12 protein-coding genes are annotated in these 18,439 nt (G+C 69.5%); 10 read left to right on the top strand and 2 right to left on the bottom strand.

Features of this window, described 5'->3' with window-relative positions; genetic code table 11:
- Positions 1 to 101 precede the first annotated feature (101 nt).
- Positions 102 to 3,905: a GH92 family glycosyl hydrolase gene (locus ACGFT2_RS22045; protein ID WP_393280848.1), complete on the bottom strand. Its 3,804-nt coding sequence runs from the start codon at positions 3,903 to 3,905 to the stop codon at positions 102 to 104.
- 340 nt (positions 3,906 to 4,245) lie between these two features.
- Between ACGFT2_RS22045 and ngcE the strand changes: the two genes are divergently transcribed.
- From ngcE to ACGFT2_RS21995, 10 genes are all read left to right on the top strand, one after another.
- Entirely contained in the window at positions 4,246 to 5,691 is a 1,446-nt protein-coding gene (gene ngcE, locus ACGFT2_RS22040) for an N-acetylglucosamine/diacetylchitobiose ABC transporter substrate-binding protein (RefSeq protein ID WP_393280845.1), read from the top strand.
- Positions 5,692 to 5,720: 29 nt separating this feature from the next.
- Positions 5,721 to 6,647 carry a carbohydrate ABC transporter permease gene (locus ACGFT2_RS22035; protein WP_393280842.1) on the top strand — a complete coding sequence of 309 codons (927 nt, stop codon included), beginning with the start codon at positions 5,721 to 5,723 and terminating at the stop codon, positions 6,645 to 6,647.
- A 4-nt stretch (positions 6,648 to 6,651) separates the two neighbouring features.
- A complete protein-coding gene (locus ACGFT2_RS22030) occupies positions 6,652 to 7,578 on the top strand; it encodes a carbohydrate ABC transporter permease (RefSeq protein WP_393280840.1) in 927 nt (308 codons plus the stop codon).
- Positions 7,579 to 7,782: 204 nt separating this feature from the next.
- Positions 7,783 to 8,982 carry an ROK family transcriptional regulator gene (locus tag ACGFT2_RS22025; RefSeq protein ID WP_393280837.1) on the top strand — a complete coding sequence of 400 codons (1,200 nt, stop codon included), beginning with the start codon at positions 7,783 to 7,785 and terminating at the stop codon, positions 8,980 to 8,982.
- Between the two features lie 121 nt (positions 8,983 to 9,103).
- The gene (locus ACGFT2_RS22020; RefSeq protein ID WP_393280835.1) at positions 9,104 to 10,222 is read left to right on the top strand and encodes a substrate-binding domain-containing protein; all 1,119 of its coding nucleotides are present in this window, start codon (positions 9,104 to 9,106) and stop codon (positions 10,220 to 10,222) included.
- A gap of 179 nt (positions 10,223 to 10,401) precedes the next feature.
- Positions 10,402 to 11,190 carry an ATP-binding cassette domain-containing protein gene (locus ACGFT2_RS22015; RefSeq protein ID WP_393280832.1) on the top strand — a complete coding sequence of 263 codons (789 nt, stop codon included), beginning with the start codon at positions 10,402 to 10,404 and terminating at the stop codon, positions 11,188 to 11,190.
- Positions 11,187 to 12,479: a sugar ABC transporter permease gene (locus tag ACGFT2_RS22010; protein WP_393280829.1), complete on the top strand. Its 1,293-nt coding sequence runs from the start codon at positions 11,187 to 11,189 to the stop codon at positions 12,477 to 12,479. Before ACGFT2_RS22015 ends, ACGFT2_RS22010 begins: the two co-directional genes overlap by 4 nt.
- A 142-nt stretch (positions 12,480 to 12,621) precedes the next feature.
- Positions 12,622 to 14,550, top strand: a complete 1,929-nt coding sequence (dxs, locus tag ACGFT2_RS22005; RefSeq protein ID WP_393280827.1) for a 1-deoxy-D-xylulose-5-phosphate synthase — start codon at positions 12,622 to 12,624, stop codon at positions 14,548 to 14,550.
- Positions 14,551 to 14,701: 151 nt separating this feature from the next.
- Positions 14,702 to 16,228, top strand: coding sequence for an amino acid permease (locus ACGFT2_RS22000; protein ID WP_393280825.1), 1,527 nt, complete (start codon positions 14,702 to 14,704; stop codon positions 16,226 to 16,228).
- A 220-nt stretch (positions 16,229 to 16,448) separates the two neighbouring features.
- Positions 16,449 to 17,864, top strand: coding sequence for an ArnT family glycosyltransferase (locus ACGFT2_RS21995; protein WP_393280822.1), 1,416 nt, complete (start codon positions 16,449 to 16,451; stop codon positions 17,862 to 17,864).
- 126 nt (positions 17,865 to 17,990) lie between these two features.
- Here ACGFT2_RS21995 and ACGFT2_RS21990 read toward each other — a convergent pair whose 3' ends face one another.
- Positions 17,991 to 18,383 (bottom strand): NTP pyrophosphohydrolase, encoded by a 393-nt coding sequence (locus tag ACGFT2_RS21990; protein ID WP_393280820.1) that lies wholly within the window; start codon positions 18,381 to 18,383, stop codon positions 17,991 to 17,993.
- Positions 18,384 to 18,439 lie beyond the last annotated feature (56 nt).

Below are 18,439 nucleotides of genomic sequence, written 5' to 3'. Positions count from 1 at the left end.
AACCCGAGCCGGTGAACCGACGGCCGTGCGCCCGGGGCGCTGAAACCAGGGCGAAGGGGCGGGCCCCGCGGGACCCGCCCCTTCGCCGTGCCCGGAGTGCGTCAGGCCAGCAGTTCCACCTCCGCCAGCGTCGACTCGCCGTCCAGGACCAGCCGGTACCTGGTGAAGGTGCCGGGGGCGGCGATGGTGAAGGCCCGCGTCTGGCGGTCCCAGGTGAACGTCTCGCCGGAGCGGTGGTCCAGCGTCTTCCAGGACGAGCCGTCGGCGGAGCCCTGCAGGGTCCAGCCGGCCGGCGCCCTGGTGTGGTCCGCCGCCGAGGTCAGCGTGTACTGCAGCGGCTTCACCGCACCGCCGGCCGGCAGCTCCACCGAGGTGACCGTCGCGCTCGTCGCCGACGTGTCGTCGAACAGCGCGCCGTCACCGACGAGGACGTCCGTGCGCGGGGTCGGCACCTTGTCGTCCCGCGTGACGGAGACCGGGGCCGCGTTCTCGCCCGTGCCCCAGGTGGAGGGTTCGGCGCCCATCCGGAACTCCAGCACCCCGCCCTTGGACAGCAGTGAATGCGGCAGCGACGTGGACTTCCAGGGACGCCCGTCGAACGTCACGCCCTGGACGTAGACGTTCTTCGCGCTGTTCCGCGGAGCCTTGACCACCAGGTCCCGGCCGTTCTCCAGGTGCACGGTGACCTTCTTGAACAGCGGGGAGCCGATGGAGTACTCACCGCTGCCCATGACCAGCGGGTAGAAGCCGAGGGCGGAGAAGAGGTACCAGCCCGACTGCTCGCCGTTGTCCTCGTCGCCGTGGTAGCCCTGCCCGATCTCGCTGCCCGTGTAGAGGCGGGAGAGCGCCTCGCGCACGTACGCCTGTGCCTTCCAGGGCTCGCCCGCCGCGTCGTACATGTAGATGGCGTGGTGCGCGACCTGGTTGGAGTGGCCGTACATGCCCATCCGGACGTCCCGGGCCTCGGTCATCTCGTGGATGACACCGCCGTAGGAGCCGACGTAGTCCGGGGAGGCCGTCTCCGGAGTGCCGAAGTACTCGTCGAGCTTGTCCCCCAGTGCCTGCCGGCCGCCGTAGAGGTTGGCCAGGCCCCGGCTGTCCTGCGGGGCGGTGAAGGCGTAGCCCCAGCCGTTGGTCTCCGTGTAGTCGTAGCCCCACACGCGCGGGTCGTACTTCGAGGAGTCCACGCGCCAGTTCCCCTTGGCGTCCCGGCCCTGGAAGAAGCCCGCCTTGGAGTCGAACAGCTTCACGTAGTCCTGGGCGCGGTTCAGGAAGTACCGAGACTCCTCCTGGTAGCGCTTCTCGCCCGTCCTGCGGTAGAGCGCCTCACCCATCTTCGCGATGCCGTAGTCGTTGACGTAGCCCTCCATCGCCCATGACAGGCCCTCACCCGTGTCGGTGCCGGTGTAGCCGAGGAACGGCGAGGTGGTCATGCCCTTGCGGCCGACGCCCGGGGACGGCGGGACGACGGTCGCGTTCTTCACGGCCGCGTCGTAGGCCGCCTTCGCGTCGAACCGCACACCCTTGACATAGGCGTCGGCGAACGCCACGTCCGAGGAGGTGCCGGTCATCAGGTCGGCGTAACCGGGCGAGGACCAGCGGGAGGTCCAGCCGCCGTCCTTGTACTGCTGCACGAACCCGTCCACCATCTCGCCCGCCTGGGACGGGGTCAGGAACGAGTACGCCGGCCAGGTGGTCCGGTAGGTGTCCCAGAAGCCGTTGTTGACGTACACCTTGCCGTCCACGATCTTCGCGCCGGTGTGCGTCGGGGTGTCCGGGCCGGGCATCGGCGAGAAGGGCGAGGCGTACCGGTCCTTGCCGCCGACCTTCTCGAAGCCGGAGTTGGGGTACAGGTACAGCCGGTACAGGCCGGAGTACAGCGTGGTCAGCTGGTCCGCCGTCGCGCCCTCCACCTCGACCTTGCCGAGCAGCTTGTCCCAGGTCCGCTGGGCGCGTGCCCGGACCGTGTCGAAGGACGCCCCGTCCGGCACCTCCCGGCGCAGGTTCTCCTTCGCCTGGTCGACGCCGACGAGCGAGGTCGCCAGACGCAGGGTGACGGTGCGGTCGGCGCCCGCGTCGAAGCGCAGGAAGCCCTTCACCCCGCCGGACGTGCCGTCCGTCACCGGCTTGTCGAACTCGCCGTACACGAACAGCCGGGTGGCGCCGGCGGACAGGCCCGACTTCACGTCCGAGTAGCCGGTGACGATCCCGTGCTCCTTGTCGAGCGTCAGCCCCGCCTGCTCGGTGACGTTGTCGAACAGGACGCTCGCGTCGTCGCCGGGGTAGGTGAAGCGCAGCACCGCCGCGTGGTCGGTCGGTGTCATCTCCGCCTTGAGGCCGTTCTCGAACCGGACGCCGTAGTAGTACGGCCGCGCGGTCTCGTTCTCGTGCCGGAAGGCCAGCTCCCGCGCCTCACGCCCGGTGTCCGGGGTGCCGGACGCGGCCGACGGCATCAGCTGGAAGGTCTGCCGGTCACCCATCCAGGGGCTCGGCTCGTGGCTCGCGCTGAACGCCTGGATCGTCGGCAGGTTGTCGTCGTTGTTCGCACGCGCGTACTCGTACAGCCAGCTCAGCGAGGACGCGTTGGTCACCGGCGTCCAGAAGTTGAAGCCGTGCGGGAGCGCCGTCGCCGGGAAGTCGTTGCCGCGCGAGAAGCTGCCGCTGGAGTTGGTGCCCCGGGTGGTCAGCGCGTAGTCCGACACGTGTGCCTTCGGCCGCTCGGGCGCCACCGTCCGCAGCGCCACGTCGTCTATCCAGCCGCGGAACTTGGCCGGCCCGTCGGGGGAGTCGTACGCCACCAGGATCCGGTCGACCGTCCTGCCGGCCGCCACCGAGCCGATCCGGGAGGCCACGTCGTTCCACTGGTTGACGTACAGCGCCTTCGACGCTCCCTGGCCGCGCGGCGAGAGCGGGAAGCCGTGCTCGTCCAGGGCGCCCAGGCCGCTGAGATAGGTGCCGTCGGTGAAGGCCAGGTCGACGGAGACGTTCGTGGCGTCGTAGTCGCGGTCCCCGTCGGCCATCGACGGGAAGACGCGGTACGACAGCCGGGTGTCGCGGCCGACCTTCACGTTCACGTCGAAGACCTTGTTGTACGAGTACGCCCGGTCGTCCGCCGTGTGCCGGCCCGCGTAGCGCAGCGCGCGCAGACCGGTGAAACCGGCCCGCGCCTTCGCGGTCGGCGAGCCGCTCGGACCCTTGTCGACGAGCGTCAGCATGTCCTGCGGCACCGGGCCGCCCCCGCCGCCCGTGGAGAACTGCACGTCGGCGATCTGCAGGATGTCCGGGGCGCCGTTGTTCCCCGTCACCTCCAGCCGGAAGTGCCGGTACTCGGCCGGCTCGGCCAGGTCGTAGGACTTCGTCTGGAACCGCTCGGAGAAGTTCTCGCCCGTGCGGGTGTCGAGGGCCTTCCAGTCCTTGCCGTCGGCGGAGCCCAGCAGGGTCCAGTCCTTCGGGTCGCGCGCGTCGTAGTCGTTGGCCGAGGTCAGCGCGTACGTCGTCAGTTTGACGGGCTTGTCCAGGTCGAACTCCGCCCAGCCGGTGGGGGCGAAGGTCAGCCATTTGGTACCGGGCTCGCCGTCGGCGAGGTTCTCCTTCACCTCGCCGGCGACCGCGTTCTCCCCGCTCGCCCGTACGTCGGTGACATGGTCGGTCACATTGCCCGGAATGCCGGTGCTGTAGCCGCCGTCGACGCCCGAGGCGCGCTTGCCGCCGTCCGGCGTGGTGTCGACGGTGTTCAGCCAGTCCGGCGCCGGATCGTCCGTCTCGAACGAGGATGCGAACTCGTGTGGGGCGGACGGCGCCTCGGCGGGCAGGGCGACCGCCGCGCCCTGAGCGCCGGCGGCCATGACAAAGGCGGTCGTGAGGACGACCGCCGGACTCCATCTGTGCCGCGTTCTCCGCTGCATCTACGGATTCCCCTCCTGCGACCGGGTGGACAACGTTGTCAGAATCGGTGCGCAGGAACCAGTAGGGCGTCAAGTGGTCCGTGATGTCAAGGGTGTTGGGTGCGGCATTCAGGGGCTTGTGTCGCGAATTTCTCCGGTGGGGCCCACCCGGGCGCCTCATATTTCCGACAGGTCTCAACTCGGAAAAGACCCATGGTGAACCTTGCATTCGATCTTGCTCAGTCGGCGGGAAGTGGACTATACCTGTCGGCGTTTCCCGCATAACCCTGCACTACCCGACAGCGGTGCCGGGGAGGATCCGGTTCACCGCCTGAGTCCTGGAGAAGGCGAGGACTTGAGCATGGGATCCACAGCGCACCACGGTGGGGACGGCGTCGGCCGCCGCGATCTGATCAAGCGTTCGGCCGCGCTCGGCCTGGTGGCCGCACCCGGCATGGGCCTGCTGTCCGCCTGCGCGAGCAGCGGCGGCGACGGGCAGGACAAGGCCAAGGCCGGCAAGAAGACCGGCAAGAACCCGCTCGGCGTCAACGGCACCGCCGGCATGGAGTTCGTGCTCTTCGACGGCGGCTTCGGCAAGGAGTACGCCGAGGACGCGGTGAAGATCTACGAGAAGGACTTCCCGAAGTCCAAGGTGAAGTTCGCCGCCACCCAGAAGATCCAGTCGACGCTGCAGCCCCGCTTCAACCAGGGCAACCCGCCGGACCTCATCGACAACTCCGGCGCCGAGCAGATGGACATGGGCGTGCTGGTCGGCAAGAACCAGCTGGCCGACCTCACCCCGCTGCTGGACGCGCCGTCGTACGACGACCCGGCCAAGAAGGTCCGCGACACGCTGCGGCCCGGCATCGTGGAGATGGGCCAGTTCGACGGCAAGCCGGTCTGGATCCTGTACTACGCCTACACGGTCTACGGCGTCTGGTACTCGCAGAAGGCCCTGGACTCGCTGGACGCCACGTATCCCGAGACGTGGGACGACATGCTCGCGGTGTGCGCGAAGGCCAAGAAGAAGGGCATGGCCGGCTGGACGTACGCCGGCAAGTACCCGTACTACCTCCCCTTCTCGCTGTACCCGATGATCGGCAAGGTCGGCGGCCGCGAGGTGCTCGACGCCATCGACAACCTGGAGCCGAACGCCTGGAAGCACCCCGCCGTCAAGGCGTGTTTCGAGGCCTACTACGAGCTGTACAAGAAGGGCTACGTCCTCAAGGGCACCCCGGGCCTGGACCACATCCAGTCCCAGACCGCCTGGGCCAAGGGCAAGGCGCTGTTCATCCCGAACGGATCGTGGGTGGAGAACGAGTCGGCCAACGTCATCCCGTCCGACTTCAACCTCGCGGTCTCCGCGCCCACCGGCCTGGACGGCTCCGACAAGCTGCCCTTCGGCACCATCTGGGCCTCCGGCGGTGAGCCCTTCATCGTCCCGGCCAAGGCGGCCAACGCCGAGGGCGGTATGGAGCAGTTGCGCATCATGCTCTCCGAGGCGTCCTCGAAGAACTTCACCGCGAAGGTGAAGTCGCTGACCGCGTACAACGGCGGCACCTCCGGCATCTCCCTCACGCCGGGCCTGAAGTCGGGCGTGGCGGCGCTGGACAAGGCCGGCAGCAACGTGGTGAACCCGCGGCTGCAGGACTGGTATGTGCAGCTGCAGAAGGAGAAGATCGGGGTGGCCGGACTCGGCGAGATGATGGCGGGCCGCCTCACCCCGGCCGAGGCCGTCAAGAAGATCCAGGGCTTCGCGGACGAAGCGGCCAAGGACACCTCGATCAAGCACTACAAGCACCAGTAATCCAGCACCCTGACAGCACCGGAGTGGCGATGCAGCACGGCAAGTACCGGTTCATTGTGGGGTTTCTGGCATTGCCCCTGGGACTGTACGCGCTCTTCGTGGTATGGCCGTTCATCCAGTCCATCTACTACTCGTTCACGGACTGGACGGGCCTCAGCCCCGAATTCAAGATGGTCGGCTTCGACAACTACGAGAGGATGTTCCACGACGACATCTTCTGGAAGTCGTTGCAACACAGTCTGCTGTTCGCTCTGGTGCTGCCGGTGGTGACCATCGGGCTGGCACTGTTCTTCGCCTTCATGATCAATGTGGGCGGACGGCACAAGAGGGGCGGCCCCGCGATCTCGGGTGTCCGGGGCTCGTCCTTCTACAAGATCGTCTACTTCTTTCCGCAGGTGCTCTCCATCGCGATCGTCGCGCTGCTGTTCGCCTTCGCGTACAACCCGGAGAGCGGCGCGATCAACTCGGTCCTGCGCGGCATCGGCCTCGACAGCGTCCAGCCGCTGTGGCTGGGCGATCCGGGCCTCGCGCTGTGGTGCGTCATGGCGGTGCTCGTCTGGTCCACGGTCGGCTTCTTCGTGGTGCTGTTCTCGGCCGGCATGGCGTCGATCCCGGCCGAGCTGTACGAGGCGGCCCTGCTGGACGGTGCCGGCCGCGCCACCACCTTCTTCCGCGTCACCCTGCCGCTGCTGTGGGACACCGTGCAGTCCGGCTGGGTCTACATGGGCATCCTCGCGCTCGGCGCCGAGTCGTTCGCGGTCGTACAGATCATGACGACCGGACCGGGCGGGCCCGACTACTCGACCACCGTGATGGTCCTGTACGTGTACCAGAAGGCGTTCCGGGACGGTCAGGCCGCCTACGCCACCACCATCGGCGTCGCCCTGCTCGTCGTCACGCTCGCGTTCGCGGCGATCGTGATGCGGCTGGGCCGTCGCGAGCGGCTGGAGTACTGAACCGATGAAGACGACCGAGACCCCCGCCCCGCTGCCGGCCGAGTCCGGCGCGAGCGTCTCCAAGGTGGACCCGGCCCCGCCCGCGCGGCCCTCCCGGAAGAAGAGGGAGGGCGGCGTCCTCAACGTCTTCTCCCACGGCGTCCTGATCATCTGGGCGATCATGGTGGTCATGCCGCTGCTGTGGGCGGTGATGACGTCCTTCAAGGACGACGGCTCCATCTTCGGCTCGCCCTGGTCCCTGCCGGACAAGCTGCACTTCGACAACTGGGCCCGGGCGTGGACCGACGCCCACATGAGCGACTACTTCCTGAACACCGTCCTGGTGGTGGGCGGCTCGCTCATCGGCACCCTGGTGCTCGGCTCCATGGCCGCGTACGTGCTGGCCCGCTTCGACTTCCCGGGCAACCGCTTCATCTACTACCTGTTCGTCGGCGGCATGAGCTTCCCGATCATGCTCGCGCTGGTCCCGCTGTTCTACGTCGTGAACAACATGGGCCTGCTGAACACGATCCACGGCCTGATCCTGGTCTACATCGCCTACTCGCTGCCGTTCACGGTCTTCTTCCTCACGGCGTTCTTCCGGACCCTGCCCAGCTCGGTGGCGGAGGCGGCCTTCGTCGACGGCGCTTCGCACACGCGTACGTTCTTCCAGATCATGCTGCCCATGGCCAAGCCCGGTCTGATCAGCGTGGGCATCTTCAACTTCCTGGGCCAGTGGAACCAGTACATGCTGCCCACGGTCCTGAACACCGACCCGGACAAGCGCGTCCTGACCCAGGGACTGGTCCAGCTGGCGGTCAGCCAGGGCTACAAGGGTGACTGGTCCGGACTGTTCGCGGGCCTGGTCATGGCGATGCTGCCGGTGCTCGCGGCATACATCGTCTTCCAGCGGCAGGTGGTGCAGGGGCTGACCGCGGGGGCGCTGAAGTAGCGGGCCCGACCTCGTGGGGTGACCCTCCGCGACCGACTGGACGCACACCGTCCCGGCCACCGGGAGGGTGTGCGTTCCGTTGTCCGTGTACCCGGAAACGGTTCAACCTCTTGACGGGAGTCACCCCGAACGGCTCAGCTTAGAGTTCACTAGTTGGACATACACGGGGCCTCGCCGAAGCGGCCCCGCGCTCAGGAGGTCGTCGTGGAGACTCCAGGGTCGCAGTCATCACTGCACCGAGCCAACCTGGAGCGGGTCGTCCGGGCCGTTCGCCTGGCCGGTTCCCTCACGCAAGCGGAGATCGCGCGGACGACCGGCCTGTCCGCGGCGACCGTCTCCAACATCGTGCGGGAGTTGAAGGACGGCGGGACCGTCGAGGTCACGCCCACGTCGGCGGGCGGGCGGCGGGCCCGCAGCGTCAGTCTGAGCGGCGACGCCGGCATCGTGATCGGCGTCGACTTCGGGCACACCCATCTACGGGTCGCCATCGGGAACCTCGCCCACCAGGTGCTGGCCGAGGAGGCCGAGCCGCTGGACGTCGACGCCTCCTCCGCCCAGGGCTTCGACCGGGCCGAGGAGCTGGTCAGCCGCCTGATCGCGGCGACGGGGGTGGACCGGTCGAAGGTGGCCGGTGTGGGGCTCGGCGTGCCCGGGCCGATCGACGTGGAGTCCGGGACGCTGGGGTCCACCGCGATCCTGCCCGGCTGGGGCGGCACCAAGCCCGCCGAGGAGCTGCGCGACCGGCTCGGCGTGCCGGTGCACGTCGACAACGACGCCAATCTCGGCGCCCTCGGCGAGCTGGTCTGGGGCAGCGGCAAGGGCGTGCGTGACCTCGCCTACATCAAGGTCGCGAGCGGTGTCGGCGCCGGCCTGGTGATCGACGGGAAGATCTACCGCGGGCCCGGCGGCACGGCGGGGGAGATCGGGCACATCACCCTCGACGAATCCGGTCCCGTCTGCCGCTGCGGCAACCGCGGCTGCCTGGAGACGTTCACCGCGGCGCGCTACGTGCTGCCGCTGCTCCAGCCCGGCCACGGCCCCGATCTGACCATGGAGGGCGTCGTACGGCTGGCCAGGGACGGTGACCCCGGCTGCCGGCGGGTGATCGCCGACGTCGGCCGCCACATCGGCAGCGGAGTGGCCAATCTCTGCAACCTGCTGAATCCGAGCCGGGTGGTCCTCGGCGGTGATCTCGCCGAGGCCGGTGAGCTGGTTCTGGGGCCGATCAGGGAGTCCGTCGGCCGCTACGCCATCCCCAGCGCCGCCCGCCAGCTCTCCGTGCTCCCAGGGGCACTTGGCGGCCGCGCCGAGGTGCTCGGAGCACTTGCCCTCGCACTCAGCGAGATGGGCGATTCGACCCTTTTGGACGGGTCGCTGCGCTCGAGTGCCCCTGCCTTCACTTAGAGAACGGATGGCACCGTTGCCATCTCGTTAAGGATTTACTTCTTGACGTCGCACGTGTGGCCGAGTTGACTTCCAGCCACCTCGGCCGCAACGACGCGGCCTCGTCAGGGAGGTTTCTGAAGTGAACACGCGTATGCGTCGTGCCGCCGTCGCCGTTGCCGCTGGTGCGATGGCCGTCTCACTGGCCGCCTGTGGCAGTGCCAAGGAATCCAAGGGCGGGAGCGACTCCGGCTCCGGCTCCGGTTCGAAGAAGGGCGACGACATCACGGTCGGTCTGCTCCTTCCGGAGAACCAGACCGCTCGTTACGAGAAGTTCGACAAGCCCATCATCGAGAAGCAGGTCTCGGACCTGACGAACGGCAAGGGCAAGGTCGTCTACGCGAACGCCAAGCAGGACGCCACCACGCAGAACCAGCAGGTCGACACGATGGTGACCAACAAGGTCGACGTGCTGATCGTGGACGCGGTGGACTCCAAGGCCATCGCCAGCTCGGTCAAGAAGGCCAAGGACGCCGGCATCCCGGTCGTCGCCTACGACCGCCTGGCCGAGGGCCCGATCGACGCCTACACCTCCTTCGACAACGAAGCGGTCGGCCACACCCAGGGCAAGGCCCTCCTGAAGGCGCTGGGCGACAAGGCCAAGCCCTCCGCCAAGATCGTCATGATGAACGGCGCGATCACCGACCCGAACGCCGCCTTCTTCAAGAAGGGCGCGCTGGCGGAGCTCAAGGGCAAGGTCGACATCGCCAAGTCGTACGACACCAAGGAGTGGAAGCCGGAGAACGCCAACGCCAACATGGAGGGCGCCATCTCCGCCCTCGGCAAGAAGAACATCGTGGGCGTCTACTCCGCCAACGACGGCATGGCCGGCGGTATCATCACCGCACTCAAGGCCGCGGGCATCAACGTCCCGGTGACCGGTCAGGACGCCGAGCTGGCCGGTGTGCAGCGCATCGTGACGGGCGACCAGTACATGAGCGTGTACAAGTCCTACCCGCAGGAGGCCGCCGTGGCCGCCAAGATGGCCGTCGCGCTCGGCAAGGGCGAGAAGCTCGACTCCATCGCCACGAGCAAGGTCGACAGCCCCACCACCAAGCAGGTCGCGTCGGTCATCGTCCCGGTCGTCTCGCTGACCAAGGACAACATCAAGGAGACCGTCATCAAGGACGGCTTCTACACGGTCAGCGACATCTGCACCGACAAGTACAAGTCGGCCTGCGACAAGATCGGTCTCAAGTAAGCAGCCGCACCTCCCTCACCGTACGCGCGAGTTCGCCGGAGGACCCCTCCGGGACGTGCGCGGTACGAACTCCTCCGGCGCCCCGCATCCAACAGCCCCGCAAAGCTAGGGCGGGGCGCCGGACGGACCCCCCTTCCAAACTTCTGCACAACCTCCCGCCGGGTCAGGCGGCGAAGGAGATGGTTCACGTGTCCGCTACGCCCGTGCTGGCGTTGCGCGGGGTCTCCAAGCGGTTCGGTGCCGTCCAGGCGCTCACCGACGTAGAGCTTGAGGTCCACGCCGGTGAAGTGGTCGCCCTGGTGGGCGACAACGGCGCCGGAAAGTCCACGCTGGTCAAGACGATCGCCGGCGTGCACCCCATCGACGAAGGCGTCATCGAGTGGGACGGCAAGGCCGTCACGATCGGCAAGCCGCACGACGCCCAGAACCTGGGCATCGCGACCGTCTACCAGGACCTCGCGCTGTGCGACAACATCGACGTCGTCGGCAACCTCTACCTGGGCCGGGAACTGCGCAAGCGCGGCATCCTGGACGAGGTGGAGATGGAGCGCCGCTCCCGCGAGCTGCTCACCACGCTGTCGATCCGCATCCCCAGCGTGCGCATCCCGATCGCCTCGCTCTCCGGCGGTCAGCGCCAGACCGTGGCCATCGCCCGCTCCATGCTCGGCGAGCCCAAGTTGGTCATTCTCGACGAGCCCACCGCGGCACTCGGTGTCGAGCAGACCGCACAGGTCCTCGACCTGGTGGAGCGGCTGCGCGAGCGCGGCCACGCCGTCATCCTCATCAGCCACAACATGGCCGATGTGAAGGCCGTGGCGGACAAGGTCGCCGTGCTGCGCCTGGGGCGCAACAACGGCGTGTTCGAGGTCAAGTCCACCTCGCAGGAAGAGATCATCTCCGCCATCACCGGTGCCACGGACAACGCCGTGACCCGTCGTGCGGCGCGCAACGGGGAGGCTCAGAAGTGAGCATCGACAAGACCTCCGCCCCTGCCGGCCGGCAGACCGCGGAAAATCCTGAGGCCGCGGCCGGCTCCGACGTGGCCGTCGACCCCCGCCTGCTCGTGCGCGAGCAGGGCTTCGCCGGCTACCTCGGCGAGTTCAAGCGCAAGATCCGCGCCGGTGACCTTGGCTCGATCCCGGTCGTCGTCGGCCTGATCGTCATCTGGGCGATCTTCGCGAGCCTGAACTCCAACTTCCTCACCGCGGGCAACCTGTCCGACATCTCCGTGGCCATGGTGGGCACGGGCATGATCGCCGTCGGCATCGTCTTCGTCCTGCTGCTCGGCGAGATCGACCTGTCGGTCGGTTCGGTCAGCGGTGTCGCGGGCGCCACCTTCGCCGTGCTCAACATCACGCACGGCATGGCCGAGTGGCTGGCGCTCATCCTCGCCATCCTCACCGGCGCGGCCGCCGGCGCGATCCACGGCTTCTTCTTCGCCCGGGTCGGTGTCCCGGCCTTCGCCGTCACCCTGGCCGGTCTGCTGTTCTGGAACGGCTTCATGCTCCAGATCCTCGGCAGCAACGGCACGATCAACCTGGACGACAGCGGCCTGGTCGCCAAGCTGAGCGGTTACTACTTCAGCGACGTGGCGGCCGCCTACGGCCTCGCCGTCGTCGCCGTCGTCGTCTTCTTCCTCACCGCGTTCTTCGACAACCGCCGCCGTGAGGCCGCGGGTGTGCCGTCCCGTCCGCTGAGCGAGATCATCGTCCGCACGGTGCTCCTCGCCGTCGTGGCCTTCGCCGTCGCCGCCGTCTTCAACCAGTACAAGGGCCTGCCGCTGGCCGTGGTGCTGTTCCTGGCGGTCCTGGTGATCACGGACTTCGTGCTGCGCCGCACGGCGTACGGCCGCAAGATCTTCGCGCTCGGCGGCAGCATCGAGGCGTCCCGCCGGGCCGGCATCAACGTCGCGGCGGTCCGGATCTCGGTCTACGCGATCTCCGGCACCTTCGCCGCCATCGGCGGTCTGTTCATCGCCTCCAAGATCACCTCGGCCAACCAGGGCGCCGGCGGCGGCGACCTGCTGATGAACGCGATCGCGGCGGCCGTGATCGGCGGCACGTCCCTCTTCGGCGGACGCGGCCGGACCTGGAACGCGCTCCTGGGCGTGCTGGTGATCGTCTCGATCCAGTACGGCCTCGCCCTGCAGGGCATCGCCTCCCCGGTCCAGTACATGATCACCGGCGGCGTCCTGCTGGCCACCGTCGTCATCGACGCCGTGACCCGCAAGACCCAGAAGTCGGCCGGGCGGGCGTAACACCCGGTCAACCCCCGTGCCCGGCGCCCTCGCGGCGCCGGGCACTGCCGTGTCTTACACCCGGACACCGGCGGCGAAGCCGGAACATTAGACTCGTCAAGCCCGGCAACAGCTCGATCAGCTCTACTGCAAGGAGGCACGGGTGCCGCTGCTGACCCGCATCAGGGGACCGCGCGATCTGGACCGGCTCAGCCTGGAGGAGCTCGACCAGCTGGCGGGGGAGATCCGCACCTTCCTCGTCGACGCCGTCTCCAAGACCGGCGGCCACCTGGGCCCGAACCTGGGCGTGGTCGAGCTCACCATCGCCCTGCACCGCGTCTTCGAGTCCCCCAAGGACAAGATCCTCTGGGACACCGGCCACCAGTCCTACGTGCACAAGCTGCTCACCGGCCGACAGGACTTCTCCAGGCTCAAGATGAAGGGCGGCCTGTCCGGTTACCCCTCGCAGGCCGAGTCCGAGCACGACGTCATCGAGAACAGCCACGCCTCGACCGTCCTCGGCTGGGCCGACGGCATCGCCAAGGCCAACCAGCTCAAGAAGCGCGACAGTCACGTCGCCGCCGTGATCGGTGACGGCGCGCTGACCGGTGGCATGGCCTGGGAGGCGCTGAACAACATCGCCGAGGCCAAGGACCGCCCGCTCGTCATCGTCGTCAACGACAACGAGCGCTCCTACGCCCCGACCATCGGCGGCCTCGCCAACCACCTGGCCACCCTGCGCACCACCGACGGCTACGAGCGCTTCCTGGCCCGGACCAAGGACATCCTCGACCGCACCCCGGTCGTCGGCAAGCCGCTGTACGAGACCCTGCACGGGGCCAAGAAGGGGCTGAAGGACTTCATCGCCCCGCAGGGCATGTTCGAGGACCTCGGCCTCAAGTACGTCGGCCCGATCGACGGGCACGACATCGAGGCGCTGGAGTCGGCGCTGGCCCGCGCCAAGCGGTTCGGCGGACCGGTCATCGTGCACTGCCTGACCGAGAAGGGCCGCGGCTACCAGCCCGCCCTGCAGGACGAGGCCGACCGCTTCCACGCCGTCGGCAAGATCCACCCCGACACGGGCCTGCCGATCGCCTCCTCCGGCGCCGACTGGACGTCCGTGTTCGGCGAGGAGATGGTCCGGCTCGGCGAGGAGCGCGAGGACGTCGTCGCCATCACCGCGGCCATGCTCCAGCCGGTCGGCCTGGACAAGTTCGCCAAGCGCTTCCCCGACCGCGTGTACGACGTCGGGATCGCCGAGCAGCACGGTGCCGTCTCCGCGGCCGGTCTCGCGCACGCGGGCGTGCACCCCGTCTTCGCGGTGTACGCCACCTTCCTCAACCGCGCCTTCGACCAGGTCCTCATGGACGTGGCCCTGCACAAGTGCGGGGTGACGTTCGTGCTGGACCGGGCCGGTGTCACCGGTACCGACGGCGCCTCGCACAACGGCATGTGGGACATGTCCATCCTGCAGGTCGTGCCGGGACTGCGGCTCGCCGCCCCGCGCGACGCCGACCAGGTCCGGGCCCAGCTGCGGGAAGCCGTCGCCGTCGAGGACGCGCCCACGGTGGTGCGCTTCTCCAAGGGCGCCGTCGGCCCCGCCGTCCCCGCCGTGGGCCGCGTCGGCGGCATGGACGTGCTGCGCGAGCCGGGCACCGGGAAGCCGGACGTGCTGCTGGTCTCCGTGGGCGCCCTCGCCCCGATGTGCCTGGAGATCGCCGGCCTGCTCGACCAGCAGGGCATCTCCACCACCGTGGTCGACCCGCGCTGGGTCAAGCCCGTCGACGAGGCCATGGCCCCGCTGGCCGAGCGCCACCGGGTCGTCGTCACCGTCGAGGACAACAGCCGCGCCGGCGGTGTCGGCTCGGCGATCGCCCAGGCGCTGCGCGACGCGGGCGTGGACGTGCCGCTGCGCGACTTCGGCATCCCGCCGCGCTTCCTCGACCACGCCTCCCGCGCCGAGGTCATGGCCGAGATCGGGCTGACCGCGCCCGACATCGCCCGCCAGGTCACCGGGCTGGTCTCCAAGCTCGACGGCAGGTTCGACCGTACGGCCCAGGCCGTCGACTCCGTGGAGCCCGCGCGCGACTAGGAGAGCCGTTCGTCCGGGCCGGTTCCGCCACTTCCCCCGGTGGCGGAACCGGCCCTTCTGCGTGAACCTGCCTGTGCCGGGGCATACGCATCCCGACCCTCTCGATCATGTTGAGCCATATCGAGGCCTCACAAGCGTGGGAGGCAGGAACGTGAGCAGCGCGCTCTTCCGGACGAAGAACGTCGAGCAGTCCATCCAGGACACCGAGGAACCCGAGCATGCGCTCAGGAAGTCGCTGACGGCCCTGGATCTCACCGTCTTCGGCGTCGGCGTCATCATCGGCACCGGCATCTTCGTCCTCACCGGCACCGCGGCCAAGAGCAACGCCGGCCCCGCCGTGTCCCTGTCCTTCGTCGTGGCCGGTGTCGTATGCGCGCTCGCCGCCCTGTGCTACGCCGAGTTCGCCTCCACACTCCCGGTGGCCGGCTCCGCCTACACGTTCTCGTACGCCTCGCTCGGCGAGCTGCCCGCCTGGATCATCGGCTGGGACCTGGTCCTGGAGCTGGCGCTCGGCACGGCGGTGGTCGCGGTCGGCTGGTCCGGCTACATCCACTCGCTGCTCGACAACGCGGGCTGGGACCTGCCCGGATATCTCAGCGGCCGGGACGGTGCCACCGGCTTCGGCTTCGACATCCTCGCCGCCGCCCTCGTCCTGGCGCTCACCGCGATCCTCGTCGTCGGCATGAAACTGTCCGCGCGGGTCACCTCCGTCGTCGTCGCCATCAAGGTGGCCGTGGTCCTCGTCGTGATCATCGCGGGGGCCTTCTTCGTCCGGAGCGGCAACTACAAGCCGTTCGTCCCGAAGGCGCAGTCCGCGGAGGCGGCGGGGAACCTCAAGGCGCCCCTCATCCAGCTGATGGTCGGCTGGGCGCCCTCCAACTTCGGCGTCATGGGCATCTTCACCGCGGCGTCCGTGGTGTTCTTCGCCTTCATCGGCTTCGACGTCGTCGCCACCGCCGCCGAGGAGACCCGTAACCCGCAGCGCGACGTGCCGCGCGGCATCCTGGGCTCGCTGATCATCTGCACCACCCTGTACGTCGCGGTGTCGATCGTGGTGACCGGCATGCAGAAGTACAGCGCGCTGTCCATCAAGGCGCCGCTCGCCGACGCCTTCAAGGCCACCGGGCACCCGTGGTTCGCGGGCCTGATCAGCTTCGGCGCCGCCGTCGGACTGACCACGGTGTGCATGATCCTGCTGCTGGGCCAGTCCCGGGTGTTCTTCGCCATGAGCCGCGACGGGCTGCTGCCCCGGTTCTTCTCGCACACCCATCCGCGGTTCCGCACCCCGTACCGGCCGACCATCCTGCTCGGCGTCGTCATCGCGATCATCGCGGGCTTCACCAGCCTGAGCGAACTCGCCGAGCTGGTGAACATCGGCACGCTCTTCGCCTTCATCGTCGTCGCGATCAGCGTGATCATCCTGCGCCGCACCCGTCCCGACCTGGAGCGGTCCTTCCGTACCCCGCTCGTCCCGCTGGTGCCGATCCTGTCGGTGTGCGCCTCGCTGTGGCTGATGCTGAACCTGCCCGCCGAGACCTGGCTGCGGTTCGCGATCTGGATGGTGATCGGCTTCGTCGTCTACTTCCTGTACGGCCGCTCGCACAGCCGTCTGGGACGGCGCGAGGCGGCCGCGGCGGAGGGCGGGACCCCGCAACCACCGGCCGGCAAGGCCCTGTAACCGCCGCCGGGAAGGCCCGGCGACCACCGGCCGGATGGCCGCGGAACCGTCTGCCGGAAGGCCGCGGAGCCGTCTGCCGGGAAGGCGCGGAACCCTCGGCCGGGTGACTCCGGTGACGCCCCGTCAACGCCACCGGCCCCGTATGTCCCGATTCGGTGGGACCCGCGGGGCGGATAGCGTGCTCCCCATGCTCGCCGCCCCGCTCGTCCAACCACGTTCCGTGACCGCCCGAACGGCCTTCTGGGGACGGCTGCTGCCCGTGCTCGCCGCTCTGGCCTGCCTCACCCGGATCCCCTCCTTCGTCAGCCCGCTGTGGAACCCCGACGAGGGCTATCTCGCCGTGCAGGCCCGCCTCCTCGCCGAGGGCGGTCGGCTGTACGAGAACGTCGTGGACCGCAAACCACCGCTGCTGCCCTGGCTGTACGAGGCCGTCTTCGCGGTGTGCGGGCAGGGCTCCCTCGCACCGCTGAGGGTGCTGGCCGTCCTCGCCCAGCTGCTCACCGCGGTCCTGCTCGCCTCCCTGGCCCGGCGCCGCTGGGACGACCGTGCGGGGCGGACCGCCGGGGTGCTGTACCTGCTGGTCTCGGTCGGACTCAATCCCGAGGACGCCCAGGCGGCCACCTTCGAGGTGTTCATACTGCCGTGCACGGCGGCCGCCGTCTGGTGCGCCGACCGCGGACGCTGGGGCGCGGCCGGGGCCGCCGTCGCCGCCGCCTTCCTGACCAAGCAGACCGGCGGAGCGGTGCTGCTGCCGGTGGCCTGGCTGCTGCACCGCAAGGGCGCCCCCCTGGCCGGCGCGGGACGGCTCGCGGCCGGGTTCGCCGTACCGGTGCTGGGCGTGGCGCTGGCGACCGACCCGGCCGGGTTCCTGTTCTGGACGGTGACCGGCTCGACGGCCTACGCCTCCTTCAGCGGGTCCGAACTCCAGGCCCTGGTCCGCGCGACGGCCAACACCGCGATCCTGGCCGCGGCCTCTGCGGGCCTGCTCGTCCCCATCGCGCGGGCCCTGCGCACCACCCGGGGCGGGGCGGCGGATCTGTGGCTCTGGCTCGCCTCCTCGGCCGTCGCCGTGACCCTCGGATTCCACTTCTTCGGGCACTACTACCTGCAACTCACCGCGCCCCTCGCCCTGCTGGCCACGGAGGCGCTGCAGATCCTGCCGGCGCAGCGGTGCGTGGCCGCCGTACTCACCTCGGCCTGCTGCTGCACCCTCTTCCTCACCTGGGGCCTGCTCGCCCCGCGCCCCGAACTCGTCCACGTCCAGCGGCTTGCGGCCGCCCTGGAGCAGCGCACCGCGCCGACCGACCGGGTCCTCGTCTGGGGCATACACCCCGAGACGTACTGGCTGGCGGACCGCATGCCCGCCACCCGCTACCTCACCGCGGGACTGCTCACCAACTACAGCGGCGGCCGTGACGGCACGCAGGTCGGCGAGAAGTACGCCGTCGCCGGTGCCTGGCCGGTCTTCCGGCGGGAGATGGGCGCGCACCGCCCCGCGCTGGTCGTCGACGACTCCCAGGGCAAGCCGTACGCCCCCGGCCGAGTCCCCGGCCTGCGACGCCTGCTCGCGGCGGGCTACGAGGAGGTGGGCACGGTGGACGGTGCGGTGCTGTACGCCCGGGTACCGGCGGAGTAGCGGGAGCGGCTCGGCCCGGCCTGTGCCGCACGCCCGGGTACCGGGATCGGGGGCGTGGCCGGAGCGGCTCGGCCCGGACGGTGCCGTACGCCCGGGTACCGGGAGCGGGGGTGGGGCCGGAGCGGCTCAGCCCAGGACTGTGCGCGGGCCGGCCACCTCCGCGCCCAGCTCCGTCACCCTGCGACGCAGTTCGCGGTCGGCGGTGACCACCAGCCGGTTCCGGCCGGCGTGCTCGGCGGCCAGTTCCACGATCCGGTCGTCTCCGCTGCCCGGCGCCGATTCCACCCGTACCCCCGGCACGGACGCCACGCCCCGGGCCGCGCCCTCCACCACGAGCACGATCTCCACCGGGCCCGCACGGCCGGGCAGCCCCGTCCCGGCCAGCCGGTCCCGCAGCCGCCGCGCGGCCCCCTTGCGGTCCCGCCACCAGCCGTCGGGCCGCGATCCGACGACGTTCGCGCCGTCCACGATCACCAGCGGCGGATCGTCCGGGGGCACGGCATCGAGGGCGTCGTCCATGCCGTCAAGGGTCCCACGCGGCCGGCCGGGGGCGGTCCGCCCGGCCGGTGCGCACC

Origin of the sequence: Streptomyces sp. NPDC048514, assembly GCF_043199955.1 — a bacterium.
Lineage (GTDB): Bacteria > Actinomycetota > Actinomycetes > Streptomycetales > Streptomycetaceae > Streptomyces.
Note: the sequence above shows the minus strand (reverse complement) of the source record. Positions and strands in the feature narration are given on the sequence as shown.

Coding starts and splice junctions, on each gene's coding strand:
- ACGFT2_RS22035 (WP_393280842.1), top strand. CDS start 5,721: ATGCAGCACGGCAAGTACCGGTTCATTGTGGGGTTTCTGGCATTGCCC.
- ACGFT2_RS22030 (WP_393280840.1), top strand. CDS start 6,652: ATGAAGACGACCGAGACCCCCGCCCCGCTGCCGGCCGAGTCCGGCGCG.
- ACGFT2_RS21990 (WP_393280820.1), bottom strand. CDS start 18,383: ATGGACGACGCCCTCGATGCCGTGCCCCCGGACGATCCGCCGCTGGTG.
- ACGFT2_RS22045 (WP_393280848.1), bottom strand. CDS start 3,905: ATGCAGCGGAGAACGCGGCACAGATGGAGTCCGGCGGTCGTCCTCACG.
- ngcE (WP_393280845.1), top strand. CDS start 4,246: ATGGGATCCACAGCGCACCACGGTGGGGACGGCGTCGGCCGCCGCGAT.
- ACGFT2_RS22015 (WP_393280832.1), top strand. CDS start 10,402: ATGGTTCACGTGTCCGCTACGCCCGTGCTGGCGTTGCGCGGGGTCTCC.